Genomic DNA, 13,316 nt, shown 5'->3' with positions numbered 1-13,316 from the left:
GCGGGAACACACCGGTCCGATCCGCTCCGTTACCAGGTGACGGGCAACCGGGTCAGGCCGTGCACCATCATCCCCGTCGTCAGCTCCAGGGCGTCGACGTCCTCCGCGAGCCGCAGCCCGGGGAAACGGTTCAGCAGCGAGGAGATGACGATCTGGAGCTCCGCCCTGGCCAGCGCGGCGCCCACACAGAAGTGCGGACCGTGGCCGAACGCGACGTGGTGGACGGCCTCGGGCCGTGCGGGGTCGAACTCGTTCGGGGTGGCACCGGGGAAGCGCGCGGGGTCCTGATTGGCGGAGCAGACCGCCGCCAGGACCGCGCTGCCCTTGGGGATCACGGTCCCGCCGACCTCGACGTCCTCCAGGGTGATGCGCAGCGGGCCGCCGTCACCGATCGGGTTGACGCGCAGCAGCTCCTCGATGGCATGGTCGAGCATCTCGGGGCGTTCCCGCAGCGCGGCCATGTGTTCCGGATGGCGCAGCAGGGTCAGCACTGTCTTGCCGATCATGCTGACGGTGGTCTCGTGACCGGCGACGAGGATGGTCGCCGCCATGACGATCAGCTCGTACTCGTTGAGGCTGCCCTCTTCGTCGTGGGCGGCGACGAGCGCCCCCATCAGGTCGTCCGTCGGCTGCTCCCGCTTGCGCTGGACCAGTGCCGCCAGGTACTCGATCATCTGCTGGCGCTTGGCCGCGGTCTCCTCCGGGGTGTGCGCGGTCAGCGAGACGAAGGCGTCCGACCAGTCACGGAACCGGTCACGGTCCTCGAAGGGCACACCGAGGAGTTCGCAGATCACCATCACCGGCAGCGGGAAGGCCAGCGCCGTGTTGAGGTCGACCGGGCCGTCGAGCTTCTCGATGTCGTCCAGAAGAGCGTCGGTGAGTTCCTGGATCCGGGGACGCATGTTCTGCACACGGCGGGCGGTGAACTCGCGGGAGACGAGCCTGCGCAGCCGGGTGTGCTCGGGCGCGTCCGTGGTGAACAGGCTGCCGGGCACAGGAGGGGTGGCGGTGAGCTGCGGGGCATCGGGGGCGATGGTGGCGGCCCGGCTGAACCTCGCGTCGGCGAGAACGGTACGCACATCGTCGTAGCGGGTCACCACATAGCCCTCGTCACCGCTGGGCAGCCGGACGTGGGCGACAGGGCATGTGGCCCGCAACTCCTCGTAGACGGGGGGTACTTCGACGGCGGAGGGGCGGTGGAACGGGTAGTCCAGCAGAGGTTGACCGGGCTCCGGCCCGCTGTGCGTCGTACCTGTCCCACCCGTCGTACCTGTCATGTCTTCCACGTCCGCCGTGTCCGCCGAGTCCGTCGTCACAGTCGTCTCCGTCGTGCCCGTCGTATCCATGCGTTCCCTCCGGCAAGCAGGTGCTCAGCGGTTCCTTGTCTGGCTCGTCGAGCCTCGCAGCCGGTGCTTGCGCGGGGGCAAAGCGCCCTGTCGTCGCGTCGGGTCAGCGCTGCCAGCCGTCGGGGGTCCGCAGGCCGAAGCCGAGGGCCCGGTCGGAGGTGATGTGCTGCGTCCACGCCAGGCCGAAGGTGAACAGGGGGACGGAGGCGGCCGAGACGCCGGGGATCAGGCAGGTGAGCATGACGGCGAGGGCGACGGGGATCCGGTGCAGGAGGTTGTAGAAGGGAACGGCTCTGCGGGGCAGTTGGCCGTGCTGGTGCGGGCCCTTGCCACCGGCGAAGAAGGACAAGTCGGGTGCGATGACACCGGCGATCGCCGCGACGATCGCCCAACCGCCGTACTTCACCGCCTCGAACACCACCCAGATCAGCAGGAAGGCGGACAACAGCCCCCAGGCGACGCGGACTTGCCGCGAGGCCGAACTCCTGACGGCGCCCTGCGCGCCGTCGTGACGCGTGCCGTCATGTGGGGCGTCGTGGTGTGTGGCGTCGTGTGTCACGGGACGTGCTCCTTCGTCATGCCACGACCTGCTCGGTGGCGTACTCGCGTGCCAGGGAGGCGAGTTCACGCAGGAACTCGTCTTCGTGCGACCTGAGGAAGAAGTGCCCGCCGGGCATCGTGCGCACGTCGAAGCCGCGCCCCGCGTGCCGACGCCAGGAGAGCACCTCGGAGTAGGTGACCAGCCGGTCCTCGCTCCCCGCGAACAGGTGCAGCGGCACCCGTAGCGGCTCGGTGTGCGCGGCGGTGCTGCCGACGCACAGCCGGAGGTCGTCGCGGACCACCGGGAGCAGCGCGGAGAGGAAGTCGGGATGGTCGAGCAGCGTCGGCGGGATGCCGCCGAGTGCCGCCAGCGCGGCGACGAGTTCCTCGTCCCCGGCGTCCGGGTCGGCGAGCGCCGGGGCGGGCAGATGCGGGCCTCGGAAGGCGCTCAGCAGCAGCGCCCTGGGCAGGGCCGCGCCGCGCCGCTGCCGCCGCCGGGCGAGCGAGTACGCGAGGAGCGCCCCCATGCTGTGCCCGTAGAAGAGATGGGGCTTCGACAACTCCTCGTCGAGCTGTGCGTCCATGTCGTCGACGAGGGCGTCCAGATCGGTGAACCTGGGTTCGTCGAACCGCCCTTCCCGGCCCGGCAGTTGGACGGCCATCACCCGGACTCCGGCGCCATGGGCGTCGAGGGTGCGCTGCCACTGCCGGTATGCCGAGGCTCCGCCGCCCGCGTAGGGGAAGCAGAACAGCCGGGTCGCGGGGTCCGGGCCGTTGTCCGGGCGCCTCCGGGACAGGTATCGCGTCATGTCGCTGTCGCTCCGTCTCGGTTCCGTCCAGGGGTGAGCGGGTCGGTCGGGTCCGCGGTCCCACGGTGGCGGGGACCGCTAAAACGCCGCCAAACTCGGTGTGTCCAGGTCTAGTCGGGGGTCGGCGGCCAGGATCGCCCGGTGCAGCCGCTGGATCCGCAGTGAGGGTTCTATGCCCAGCTCCTGGACGGTCGACGCGCGTAGCTTTCGGAAAGTCTCGAGCGCCTGCCATGAGCGTCCGCTTCGGTAGAGCGCCAGCATCAACAGCGCGTGCAGACTCTCCTGGAGCGGGAAACGCTCGGTGAGCGCGAGGAGTTCGCCGATCACCTCGGTGTGTCTGCCGAGCCGCAGATCGGCGGTGATCCGCCCCTCCAGCGCGGAGCGCCGCGCCTCCTCCAGCCGGAGCAGCTCGACGCGCAGCGCGGGGCCGATGCGTACGTCGGCGAGGGCCGGCCCGCGCCACATGGCGAGCGCCTCGCCCAGCAGCTTCGAGGCCGTCGCGTCGTCGCCGTCGGCCAGGGCCCGCAACCCGCGGCCGGTGAGCTGCTCGAAGAGGTCGGCCTCCATGACGGGCACCGGCATGTTCAGCGCGTACCCGGCATAGCTGCGGCTCAGTACCTCCTTCGGCGCGTACTCATGTTCCGGTCCCAGGGCGAGGGCGATGGCCCGGCGTAACTGCTTGACGTAGGTCTGCACCACACCCGCGGGTCCGCTGGGTGGGCTGGAGTCCCACAGCTCCTCCGTCAAGGTCGTCATCTTCACGCCCCAGCCCGCGTTGACCGCCAGCAGCGCGAGCATCTGGCGCGGCTTGGCCGCGCTCGGCACCACGGAAGTGCCGTCGATCCTGACCACGAGCGGCCCGAGAACGCCGATCTCCATGCCACTACTCCTTCCGCTTGCCGGGATATTGACACGTTGTCGCCTACAGCGGCACTTAACCGATCATGATTCCGGCCGGGAAATCGACCCCCTCGGGACATGAAAATTTCATGCCGCACTGGTGGGGCTCAAGCGGCGCTTCAGGCCGAGCGGTGACGATGAGTGCTCGAACGGGGCGCGTCGTGGGACCGCTTCGGGACCACCTGGCAGAGGAGGGCGGCATGAGGCTGAGGTGCTGGCTCAGCAGGGCCGACGCCATCGTGACGAAGCTGCTCGTCCACCTCGGCTCGGCCGCCTGGTTCGCCATCAGCCTGCCGCCGGGCCTCTACGGCCCCGACCCCGAAGCCGATTCCGGATCCGACCGCGCTCCATGGGAAGCCCCGCCGCCGAGAGCCACGCACGACCCGCACCAAGACGGCGGCAGGAACCACGGCCCTCCGGCCGGACACCCGGAGCGACGCTGCACCACCCCGCCGAGCGAGGTCGAGCGGAAGCTGTGGGCGTCACTCGGCATCGACCCGGAACGAAGGTGAAGTGCCGCCCACCGAGCGCACGTTGGCCTTCGACGGTCAGTGGACCGTCCAGCCTCCGTCCACGGCCAGCGCCTGGCCGGTGACGAAGGAAGAGGCGTCCGAGCACAGCCACACCGCTGCTTCGGCGACCTCCCGAGGGGCGGCGAGCCTGCCTATCGGCTGCATCGATGACAGTTCCGCCTCGGTGGTCATTCCTGATGTGATGGCCTCGTCCAGCATCGGGGTGCGGACAGCGCCCGGACAGATGGCGTTGACGCGTATCCCCTGGCGGGCGTACTCCAGTGCTGCCGCGCGGGTGAGACCGACGACTCCGTGCTTCGACGCGACGTAGCCCGACACACCGATCGGGAGACCGACAAGCCCCGCGGCGGACGCGGTGTTCACGATGGAGCCTGTTACGCCCTGTTCGAGCATATGGGAGATCTCGTGCTTGAGGCACCACCACACACCCGTGAGGTTGACCTCCAGGACGTCACGCCAGTTCTCCTCGGTGTACTCATGGAGGGGGCTGGCCGATCCGTCGACACCCGCGTTGTTGACGCAGCAGTCGAGGCGGCCGAAACGATCGACGGTCCTCTTGACCATCTCGGCGACGCATTGCCCGGAACGGACATCGGCTTCGATGGCGAGCGCCTGCCCGCCTTCCTCGGCGATCGCGGCGGCGTTCTCCTCGACGCCCTTCAGATCGACGTCCGCGAGGGCCACCCGCGCCCCGTGACGCGCCATGAGCTGCGCCGTGGAAGCGCCGATCCCGGATGCCGCACCGGTGATCAGAGCGGCCTTCCCCGCCAGTGACTGCCCATCCATACCGACCACATCGCTTCCGAAGACATACGCCCGGCTGCCGAACGGACATACGGGCCAGGAACAGAGCCATCGCGGTCTTGCCGCCGTGATACTGCCCCGGTGATGTGCGCTTCGGCAAGACCGACGACCCGGTTCCGGAGAGCCGTCGCGACAACGACGCGTGTCGGGCCTGACGCGGTCACGCGAACGACGGCCACCGGTCGGCGGCCCACTCCCGCCAGCCCGCCCACCCGAGGGGTGGGTCGAGGGCCATGCGGCCTTCCCGTTCCGCCGCGTCGGGCTCCTCGAAGTGCGCATGCCCGTACAGGATGTCGGCCTCGGTCATCGGCAACGTCTCCTCGGCGGCGCTCGCCCGGCGTCGGGCGATCCGGGCGCGCTGGGTCTCCTCGTCCACCGGCAGATAGACCATGCGGAAGCTCGCGCCCTCGGCTTCCACGAGCCAGCGGATCGCGGAGCGTTCGTCCCGGGACCAACAGCCGAAGTCCACCACGACGTCGGTGCCCAGCCTGACCACCTCCAAGGCGAGCCAGAGCATGCGTCCTTCCAGCACGTCGCGCTTCCCCTCCGGCTCCGCGCCGCCGAAGAGGGGCAGCATCCAGTCGTCGGGGGTCAGACGCAACGCGCCGTACTCCTCGGCGAGTTGCCGGGCTCTCGTGGTCTTCCCGGCCCCGGGCAGGCCGACCATCAGGAACAACGTGGTCACACACGGATCGTGGCAGAGAAGCCGGGCGAACGACCATCGCATTGTCCTGCCGACCGGTGCGTTGCCCTGCCGACCGGTGCGATGTCAGTGCCGGGTGGCATGCTCTGGCGCCATGAACAGAGAGCAGTTCTGGCACCTCATCGACGCGGCCCGCGACCGGGCGGCCGACCCGGACGACGGAGAAGTGGTCGCCCAGCGGGCGACCTCGCTGCTGGCCGCACTCCCGGCCGAGGAGATCGCCGCAGCTCAGCAGGTGTTGTGGGACCTGATGGCCGACTCGTACACGAATCCCCTGTGGGCCGCCGCCTACGTGATCAACGGCGGGTGTTCCGATGACGGGTTCGACTACTTCCGCGGCTGGTTGATCGCGCAGGGGCGCGAGGTCTTCGAGCGCGTGGTCGCCGATCCGGACGCCCTCGCCGAACTGCCCGTCGTGCGAGCGTCAGCAGCCGACGGAAGTGATCTCGATTGCGAGGACATGCTGAGCATCGCGTGGACCGCGCATGTCAGGGCAACCGGCGAGCAGGTCTCTGGCTTCAGCATCAAATGCCCGAAGCTGGACCCCAGTTGGAACTTCGACTTCGACGATCGGGCCGAAATGACCCGCCGACTGCCCCGCTTGGCAGCTCTCTACCTGGCGTGACCGAGGACTCGGTCCCACCGGTTCGATCACCGGAACGTTCGAGCAACGCTCAGTCGGCGGCGGAGAGTTGGTGGGCGAAGCGGCGGACGGCGTCGGTGAAGGCCTCCGGGGCGTCGAAGTTCGCGAGGTGTCGTGCCCTCGGGATCAGTTCGACGCGAGCGTGTGGATGCGCGCGGGCAAAGTCCCTCTCCCCTGTCCGGAAGACGGTGTCCTTCTCGCCGTTCAGGATGAGGACCGGAGTCTTCACCTGACGCATCGCATCGGCGTCGAAGCGTCCGAGTACCTCGCCCCAGGCTGCCGGCAGGGCGGGGAAGGCGTAGCCGGAGCGGATGGTCGCCTCCACCACTTCCCGTGGGTAGAGCCGCCGCAGGAGCCGGTCGTTCCACCGGGTCAGGCGATCCTCGGGGATACGAGGGACCAGCCCGGCGACCCACCGATAGGGCGCTGTCCAGGGGCCGCGGGTGGAGGCACTGGCCCCCGCGAGGATCAGCCCACGCAGGCGTTCCGGACAGCGCCGCGCGAACTCCAGCGAGGCGTATCCGCCGAGTGAGTGCCCGACGACCAGAGCGGGACCGCGGTCGAGCGAGTCCACCGCGGAAGCGATGATCTCCGTCGCGGCGCTCAGGCTCCAGGGCTGCGCCCGGCGCGCCCCATGACCGGGCAAGTCGACGGCGACCACCGGGAATTCGTCCCGGAGCCCGGCAAGCTGCGTGCTCCACTGCCCCGCGCTGAAGCGCGTCCCGTGAACGAAGACTATGGGCACGGCATCCGCTGCTGTCATCAATCCCCCCAGGTGACAACGCCCTTGAGCCGAGTCTACCGACCGGCCGCCCTCGCGCCCTCACGCCCCCCGGGCTCAGGCGGGCGGCGTGACCGGGGCCCGCATACCGAGCCACTGCTCGGCGCCCCAGGCCTCGAACCGCTCCACCTCGGTGAACCCCAGCTTCGCCGCGAGGCGCATCGAACCGACGTCGGCGGACTGGGTGGCGAGCACCACCGGCTCGCCGGGAAGGACACCGCCGAGCCAGTCGAGCGCCGCCGCGCACGCCTCGGTGGCGTACCCGCGTCCCCACGCCCGCGGCAGGAACAGGCAGCCGAGTTCGACTTCACCGACGCCCCGCCCTCTCAACACCCGCTGAACGCCCGACGATTCACCCCTGGAGGGAACCGAGCCAGGCAGTCAGCAGGCGGTTGACCTCCTCCGGACGCTCCTGCTGGATCCAGTGCCCGCAACCCTCCAGGATGTGCGCGGCGGCCAGGCCCGGAAGGGTAGTCGGGAAGGCGTCGATCGCCTCGGCCATCCAGGTCGTGGAGGCGTCCAGGGCGCCGCCGACGAACAGGGACGGCTGCTTGATCGGGGCGCCGTTGTACGGGGCGAGATCCTCCCAGTCGCGGTCCATGTTGCGGTAGCGGTTGAGGGCCCCGGTCATGCCGGTGCGCTCGAACTCCCCGACGTACACATCGAGTTCGTCCTCGGTCAGCCAGGCGGGCAGCTCACCGCCGGGGAAGCGGTCGCGCAGTCGGCCGCCGGTACGGGTCACGAAGTGCGGGTCGGGCTCGCCCTGGGCGGGCATGGTGTCGCCGGACAGGGCCGCGTAGAAGCCCGCGAGCCAGCCCCGGAGGTCGGGCTCCATCTCCGCTTCGGCCCGGCCGGGCTCCTGGAAGTACGAGACATAGAACTCCTCGTCACCGCCCATCCGCGCGAAGACCTCGGAGGGGCGGGGGCCGCCGGGCGGCGCGTAGGGGACGCTCAGCAGTCCGACGGCGCGGAACACCTCGGGGTGGAGCAGGGCGGAGGCAGCCGCGATGTTGGAGCCCCAGTCGTGCCCGACGACCACCGCGCTCTCCTCGCCCAGGGCTCGCACCAGGGCGACGTTGTCCTCCACCAGGTCGAGCATCCGGTAGGCGGCCGGCGCGGCGGGCTTGGAGGAGCGGCCGTAGCCGCGTACGTCGAGCGCCACGGCCCGGTACCCCGCCGCCGCGAGGGCGGGGAGCTGGCGGCGCCAGGAGTACCAGGACTCGGGGAAGCCGTGGACGAGCAGGACCAGGGGTCCGGTGCCCTGCTCGACCAGGTGCAGGCGCCCGGCGGGTGCCTCGATGGTGCGGTGGCGCAGGTCGGCGGACGGTGCGGGACGGTGCATCGCTTCTCCTCGGTTCATGGGTGGCCGCGTCTCCTCGGTTCACGGGTGGCCGCGGTTACCCACCGATCATGCGGCGCCGTGACCGCCCGACGCGAGCACCCTTGCCGTCCTGGCAAACTGGCAGGCAGGGCGGGGCGACGGAGGCGGTACGGCCGAAGGAGGCGGAGAGACGGTGACGGACGACGGCACAGCCGACACGCTGGCGGCGATGGGCCCTCGGCTGCGGACCGCGCGCGAGCGGCGCGGCAGCACGCTCACCGACGTCAGCCGCGCGACCGGCATCTCGCCGAGCACGCTGTCGCGGATCGAGACCGGTCGACGCAAGCCGACCCTGGAGGTGCTGCTGCGGCTCGCGAAGGCGTACGACGTCTCCCTGGACGAGCTGGCCGGCACCGCACCCGCCCCCCGCGCCCCGGCGCCGCGGCGTCCCGGCGACGAAAGGGCGGTGCTGCCGCTGACCCGGTACGTAGGGGGCCTGCACGCCCACAAGCACGTCCTGCCCGCCGTCGAGGCGCCACCGACACGGCCTCGGCAGGTCTCCCACGACGGGCACGCATGGCTGTGCGTCCTGTACGGGCGGCTGTGGCTGGCGCTCGGCGAGCAGGACCTCGTCCTGAGCGCCGGGGAGGTGACCGAGTTCGACGCCCGCACCGCCCACGGCGTCGCGAACGCCGGGCCCGGCGGACCGGTCGAATACCTGATCATGTTCGGCCCGCAGGGAGAACGTCTACGCCCACGTCACTATCGCCCGGGAGTCACGAGTCCCGACTCATAGGCCACCACCACTGCCTGTGCCCTGCTGCCCAGATCCAGTTTGGTCATGGTGCGGTTGAGGTGGGTCTTGACGGTCGCCTCACTGATGCGGAGGCGGTCCGCGATCTCCAGGTTGGACATACCGTGTGCGGTCAGCTCCAGGACCTCCAGCTCACGAGAGGTCAGCGTGTCCAGGTCCGCGGGCGGTGCGCTGACGGTCTGGCGGGCGGCGTACGCCTCGACGAGACGGCGGGTGACGCTGGGCGCGAAGAGCGCGTCGCCCCCGCCGACCGCGGCCACCGCGGCGAGCAGCCGCTCCGGACCCGAGTCCTTGAGCAGGAACCCGCAGGCTCCGGCGCGCAGTGCCCCGTACACGTACTCGTCGAGGTCGAAGGTGGTCAGCACCAGGATCCGGGGCGCGGGGTCGGTGGCTTGGGCGAGGATCCGTTCGATGGCCTCGATGCCGTTCATGCCGGGCATCCGGATGTCCATGAGGATCACATCGGGGACGGTCCGAGCGGCCAGCGTCACGGCTTCCGCACCATCACCGGCCTCGCCCACCACCTCGATGCCGGGCGCGGCGCGCAGCAGGCCCACCAGCCCGGCCCGGATGAGGAACTGATCGTCGACGACGAGCACTCTGGTCATGTGGTGATGTCGTCCCCCCGTACGGTGGCCCTCGCGGAGGTCGGGAGGGTCAGCCGCACGGCGAAGCCACCTTGGTCCCGCGGGCCGGTGCTGATCTGCCCGCCGTAGAGCTTGGCCCGCTCGCGCATGCCAATCAAGCCGTGCCCGCCGCCGGTTCGTACTCTGTCCGAATTCACCCCCTCTCCGTCGTCCGTGACCGAAACGGTCACCTGATGCGGTTCATAGCGCAGCCGTACGTCCGCGTGCGCGCCGGGAGCGTGTTTCAGCACGTTGGTGAGGGCCTCCTGCACCACGCGGTACGCGCACAGGTCGACTCCCGGGGCGAGCGGGCGCGGGGTGCCCTCGACGGTCAGGGCGACCGGGACACCACCGGCGCGCACACGATCGGCCATCTCCTCGATGCGGGCGAGTCCGGGCATCGGGCCGACCGGGGCGCCGTCCTCCGAGGCACGCAACACCCTGAGCATGCGGCGCAGTTCGTCGAGGGCCTCCTTTCCGCTGGCGTCGATGATGTCGAGTGCGGTGCGCGCGGTCGGGCGGTCGCTGTCGAAGACGAACCGGGCGAGGCCTGTCTGCACGGAGATCACGGACATGTGGTGGGCGACCACGTCGTGCAGTTCGCGGGCGATCCGGCCGCGTTCCTCGGCCACCTCACGACGGGCCCGCTCGGCCTGCTCCTGACGCAACTGCCGGGTCAACTCAGCCGAGCGACAGGCTAGTTGGCCGAACCGCCACAGCACCGCCGGGTAGACCACGGCCTGCCCGAGCACGGACGGCCAGGAGTCGGTGTGGCTCACCGCGCCCGCGTACAGCCAGACCCCGCCCAGCAGAACCGCGCACGGTACGGAGATCCGTACCCTGCGAAGGGAGGCGACCGTATAGACGGCGAGCATGGGGCCGAAGCTGCACACCACGGGCCAGTATCCGAGGCTGATGTAGACCAGCCAGGTCGCGTGCGCCAGGCAGCAGACCACGACGGGGGCCCGGATGCGGAGTACGAGCGGCAGGTGGACCAGGACCACCAGCGCATAGGCGGTCGTGTCGAGCGGGTACTGCCCCTGGCGCTCGGCCTCCGGCCCCAGCAGCAAGGCCACGCCGGTCAGCGCCGCCGCGATCAGCGTGTCGACGGCGAAAGGACGAATACGCACCGCGGCAGCGTAGCGCCGACCTCACTGACTGGTCGTCAATCTGCTGAAGTCCCACCGGAGTTGCACCGAAGCGACCGGCTACCGCGTTGGTTTACCCGCAAGTTCAACCCGATGCGGGATGCCGGTCGCACCGCGCGGACCGTAGCTTCTGGGATGCACGAGACGCCGTGAGGGCCACGACACCGCACTCGGTACGTGGGGGGAGTGCGCGGGGCGAAGGCCTTCCGGCGGTGTCCAGAGACGAAGGAGATCCATGCGTATACCCATCCGCGGGTGGAGGAAGCACGCCGCGTTGGCGGCGGCCGGAGCCGCTCTGGCAGGAGCGGCGCTCGTGACACCCGCTCATGCCGAGAGCACGGCGACGAATACGGCCTCGGCCTCCGAAGCCCCGAGCACAACTACCCGATCGGCTCCGCGGGTTGGCGCCGGCACGGTGATACAGCGGCTGACGCCGACCGAGATGAAGGACTTCAAGCGCAAGGCGCCCGAGCAATTCGCGCGCATGCAGAAGATCCTGTCGCGCTCCTCGTCGACGGTGGCGCCCACGGCCGACCGCCCGGCGCTGGCGGCCAGTGGCGATCTCTACAGAATCGTCAACGTCAACAGCAACAAGTGCCTGGCGATCGGGTCCAGCAGCACCGCCAACGGCGCCCACGCCATCCAGTGGGACTGCCTCAGCGACAGCTACGGACAGATGTGGTTCTCCGACGGATACCGCATCGTCAACGCCAACAGCGGCAAGTGCCTGGCGATCGGATCGAGCAGCACCGCCAACGGCGCCCACGCCATCCAGTGGGACTGCCTCAGCGACAGCTACGGACAGTTGTGGTACGCCCAGGACGACTGGGACATCATCAACTGGAACAGCGGCCTGCATCTGGCGATCGGCTCCAGCAGCACCGCCAACGGCGCCCACGCCATCCAGTGGGAGTACACCGGCAGCAACGGCCAGGCGTGGTACTACTACTGATCCGCCCCCGCGTCCGTACCTCCCGGCACGGGGGCCGGGAGGTACGGCGCGGCATCTCGACCAGGGTCCGAGCGGCGTCCTTCCAGCGGGCGACGCACCGTCCAGCGCGGCGGTCCCGGCTGGATGCCTGCTGTCCCGCAGTACGCGGAGTCGGCAGGAGTCGGCCCCGCCCCCGGTTCAGCAGCCGGACAGGCCGGTGTCGGTGTACGAAGTCCCCGTCGGAGAACCGACGTCGGTGCCGTCGCGGTACACGTGGTACGAGGCGGCACCGCCGACGGCGTCCCACCGTAGCGATGCTCCCGTGTCGGTGGTGCCGGTGACCGTGACCCCGGACGGCGCGGGCAGCGAGCCGCTGCTGCCGGAGCCGTCCAGACCCCAGAACTGCGCGGTGTGGTAGCTGGAGCAGATGTAGTCGAGGTAGTAGGCCCCGGTGCTGCCGCACTGGTCGGCGCCCGAACCGGGGTTCACGGCGAGGCCGTGCCCCATGCCGGAGACCGAGAAGAGAGCCACGGCGGGCTTACCGGCGGGGTCGTTGTAGACACTCTCGGTGGTTCCTCCGGTCAACTCCCTTGTACTGGAGGCTGTTTGACCGATGCCCCAGACATCGGTCCACTGGTCACGCAACTCGGTGCCGTTGACCGGGGCGACGGTGGTGTCGGAGGTTCCCTGCCAGATCGCGACCCGCGGCCACGTACCGGTGTACTCCGGATAGGAGTTGCGCACCTTGTCGCCCCACTGCTTCGGAGTGAGGTTCTGACTGCCGTACTGGCAGGCAGAGGCCGCGCTCTGGGTGGTGGCGCACTGTGCGGGAAGTCCGGAGTCGACGGCGCCGCCCGCGAACACGTCGGGGTAGTCGGCAAGCAGGTCGGCGGCCATACCGCCACCCGCCGACAGGCCGGTCACGAAGACCCGGCCACGGTCCGAACCGTACTGTGCCGCCGCGGTGTCGACCATCCGCACGACCGAGGCCGCCTCGCCCTTGCCCCGGGCGTCCTTGGCCGAGTCGAACCAACTGAAGCAGGACAGAAGGTTGTTGGCCGTACTGGTCTGCGGGTAGACCACGGCGAAGCCCCACTGGTCGGCGAACTTCTGCCAGCCGGAGTGCGCGTGGTAGTCGCTCGCCGACTGGCCGCAGCCGTGCATGGCCACGACCAGCGGCGCGTTCGCGGGGAGATCGGCGGGCGCGTACTCGTACATCGCGAGGTTGCCGGGGTTGGACCCGAAGTCCGTGACCTGCTGGAGGGTGCCGGCCGCTTCGGCGGTGGGGGTGAGAGGGGTGACAGCGGTCAGGGTCGCGGCGACGGCACCGATCGTGGCGACCAGCGCGGTGCGCCTGAAGAGTCCGCGTATGAAGGAGCGCATGGAGGAACTCCCGTGTGGGGTGGGGGGAATGGGG

General features: G+C 70.1%; 14 protein-coding genes and 2 pseudogenes. 4 read left to right on the top strand and 12 right to left on the bottom strand.

The window, feature by feature from the left end; translation table 11 throughout:
• Nucleotides 1-29: 29 nt before the first annotated feature.
• The 4 genes from ACZ60T_RS24530 to ACZ60T_RS24515 form a co-directional block, all read right to left on the bottom strand.
• The gene (locus ACZ60T_RS24530; RefSeq protein ID WP_469667831.1) at nt 30-1,346 is read right to left on the bottom strand and encodes a cytochrome P450; all 1,317 of its coding nucleotides are present in this window, start codon (nt 1,344-1,346) and stop codon (nt 30-32) included.
• Nucleotides 1,347-1,449: 103 nt separating this feature from the next.
• A complete protein-coding gene (locus ACZ60T_RS24525) occupies nt 1,450-1,905 on the bottom strand; it encodes a DUF4260 family protein (RefSeq protein ID WP_469667830.1) in 456 nt (151 codons plus the stop codon).
• Nucleotides 1,906-1,921: 16 nt separating this feature from the next.
• Nucleotides 1,922-2,695, bottom strand: coding sequence for a thioesterase II family protein (locus tag ACZ60T_RS24520; RefSeq protein WP_469667829.1), 774 nt, complete (start codon nt 2,693-2,695; stop codon nt 1,922-1,924).
• 78 nt (nt 2,696-2,773) lie between these two features.
• Nucleotides 2,774-3,574 (bottom strand): AfsR/SARP family transcriptional regulator, encoded by an 801-nt coding sequence (locus tag ACZ60T_RS24515; RefSeq protein WP_365625529.1) that lies wholly within the window; start codon nt 3,572-3,574, stop codon nt 2,774-2,776.
• A gap of 221 nt (nt 3,575-3,795) precedes the next feature.
• Here ACZ60T_RS24515 and ACZ60T_RS24510 point away from each other — a divergent pair, with 221 nt between their 5' ends.
• Nucleotides 3,796-4,107, top strand: a complete 312-nt coding sequence (locus tag ACZ60T_RS24510; RefSeq protein ID WP_469667827.1) for a DUF6059 family protein — start codon at nt 3,796-3,798, stop codon at nt 4,105-4,107.
• A 36-nt stretch (nt 4,108-4,143) separates the two neighbouring features.
• On the opposite strand, the gene ACZ60T_RS24505 is transcribed toward ACZ60T_RS24510, so the two are convergent.
• Nucleotides 4,144-4,914, bottom strand: coding sequence for an SDR family NAD(P)-dependent oxidoreductase (locus tag ACZ60T_RS24505; protein WP_469667826.1), 771 nt, complete (start codon nt 4,912-4,914; stop codon nt 4,144-4,146).
• Between the two features lie 178 nt (nt 4,915-5,092).
• Nucleotides 5,093-5,617: a P-loop nucleotide/nucleoside kinase family protein gene (locus ACZ60T_RS24500; protein WP_469667825.1), complete on the bottom strand. Its 525-nt coding sequence runs from the start codon at nt 5,615-5,617 to the stop codon at nt 5,093-5,095.
• 112 nt (nt 5,618-5,729) lie between these two features.
• Here ACZ60T_RS24500 and ACZ60T_RS24495 point away from each other — a divergent pair, with 112 nt between their 5' ends.
• On the top strand, nt 5,730-6,260 hold the full coding sequence (locus ACZ60T_RS24495; protein ID WP_469667823.1) for a DUF4240 domain-containing protein: 531 nt from the start codon (nt 5,730-5,732) through the stop codon (nt 6,258-6,260).
• A gap of 49 nt (nt 6,261-6,309) precedes the next feature.
• Here ACZ60T_RS24495 and ACZ60T_RS24490 read toward each other — a convergent pair whose 3' ends face one another.
• The 3 genes and pseudogenes from ACZ60T_RS24490 to ACZ60T_RS24480 all read right to left on the bottom strand — a co-directional run bounded on the left by ACZ60T_RS24490 (nt 6,310) and on the right by ACZ60T_RS24480 (nt 8,401).
• On the bottom strand, nt 6,310-7,041 hold the full coding sequence (locus ACZ60T_RS24490; RefSeq protein ID WP_469667822.1) for an alpha/beta fold hydrolase: 732 nt from the start codon (nt 7,039-7,041) through the stop codon (nt 6,310-6,312).
• Nucleotides 7,042-7,116: 75 nt separating this feature from the next.
• Nucleotides 7,117-7,437, bottom strand: a pseudogene (locus tag ACZ60T_RS24485) (GNAT family N-acetyltransferase); the annotation flags it as partial.
• Nucleotides 7,412-8,401, bottom strand: coding sequence for an alpha/beta fold hydrolase (locus ACZ60T_RS24480; protein ID WP_469667821.1), 990 nt, complete (start codon nt 8,399-8,401; stop codon nt 7,412-7,414). The pseudogene ACZ60T_RS24485 and the gene ACZ60T_RS24480, both read right to left, overlap by 26 nt.
• A 208-nt stretch (nt 8,402-8,609) precedes the next feature.
• Here ACZ60T_RS24480 and ACZ60T_RS24475 point away from each other — a divergent pair, with 208 nt between their 5' ends.
• A complete protein-coding gene (locus ACZ60T_RS24475; RefSeq protein ID WP_469667957.1) occupies nt 8,610-9,176 on the top strand; it encodes a helix-turn-helix domain-containing protein in 567 nt (188 codons plus the stop codon).
• Here ACZ60T_RS24475 and ACZ60T_RS24470 read toward each other — a convergent pair.
• A complete protein-coding gene (locus ACZ60T_RS24470) occupies nt 9,143-9,802 on the bottom strand; it encodes a response regulator transcription factor (RefSeq protein ID WP_365625514.1) in 660 nt (219 codons plus the stop codon). The genes ACZ60T_RS24475 and ACZ60T_RS24470 overlap by 34 nt on opposite strands.
• Nucleotides 9,799-10,950: a sensor histidine kinase gene (locus tag ACZ60T_RS24465; RefSeq protein ID WP_469667820.1), complete on the bottom strand. Its 1,152-nt coding sequence runs from the start codon at nt 10,948-10,950 to the stop codon at nt 9,799-9,801. Before ACZ60T_RS24465 ends, ACZ60T_RS24470 begins: the two co-directional genes overlap by 4 nt.
• Before the next feature lie 433 nt (nt 10,951-11,383).
• Between ACZ60T_RS24465 and ACZ60T_RS24460 the strand changes: the two genes are divergently transcribed.
• Nucleotides 11,384-11,920: an RICIN domain-containing protein gene (locus ACZ60T_RS24460; protein ID WP_469667819.1), complete on the top strand. Its 537-nt coding sequence runs from the start codon at nt 11,384-11,386 to the stop codon at nt 11,918-11,920.
• A 186-nt stretch (nt 11,921-12,106) separates the two neighbouring features.
• Here the strand turns inward: ACZ60T_RS24460 and ACZ60T_RS24455 are convergent.
• Nucleotides 12,107-13,282: pseudogene (locus ACZ60T_RS24455) on the bottom strand (extracellular catalytic domain type 1 short-chain-length polyhydroxyalkanoate depolymerase); the annotation flags it as partial.
• Between the last annotated feature and the right edge of the window lie 34 nt (nt 13,283-13,316).

It is taken from the genome of Streptomyces sp. NPDC104371 (assembly GCF_055583785.1).
This window is presented reverse-complemented; position numbering and strand designations above follow the sequence as displayed.

Coding starts and splice junctions, on each gene's coding strand:
- ACZ60T_RS24515 (WP_365625529.1), bottom strand. CDS start 3,574: ATGGAGATCGGCGTTCTCGGGCCGCTCGTGGTCAGGATCGACGGCACT.
- ACZ60T_RS24495 (WP_469667823.1), top strand. CDS start 5,730: ATGAACAGAGAGCAGTTCTGGCACCTCATCGACGCGGCCCGCGACCGG.
- ACZ60T_RS24505 (WP_469667826.1), bottom strand. CDS start 4,914: ATGGATGGGCAGTCACTGGCGGGGAAGGCCGCTCTGATCACCGGTGCG.
- ACZ60T_RS24530 (WP_469667831.1), bottom strand. CDS start 1,346: ATGGATACGACGGGCACGACGGAGACGACTGTGACGACGGACTCGGCG.
- ACZ60T_RS24510 (WP_469667827.1), top strand. CDS start 3,796: ATGAGGCTGAGGTGCTGGCTCAGCAGGGCCGACGCCATCGTGACGAAG.
- ACZ60T_RS24475 (WP_469667957.1), top strand. CDS start 8,610: ATGGGCCCTCGGCTGCGGACCGCGCGCGAGCGGCGCGGCAGCACGCTC.
- ACZ60T_RS24480 (WP_469667821.1), bottom strand. CDS start 8,401: ATGCACCGTCCCGCACCGTCCGCCGACCTGCGCCACCGCACCATCGAG.
- ACZ60T_RS24490 (WP_469667822.1), bottom strand. CDS start 7,041: ATGACAGCAGCGGATGCCGTGCCCATAGTCTTCGTTCACGGGACGCGC.
- ACZ60T_RS24520 (WP_469667829.1), bottom strand. CDS start 2,695: ATGACGCGATACCTGTCCCGGAGGCGCCCGGACAACGGCCCGGACCCC.
- ACZ60T_RS24470 (WP_365625514.1), bottom strand. CDS start 9,802: ATGACCAGAGTGCTCGTCGTCGACGATCAGTTCCTCATCCGGGCCGGG.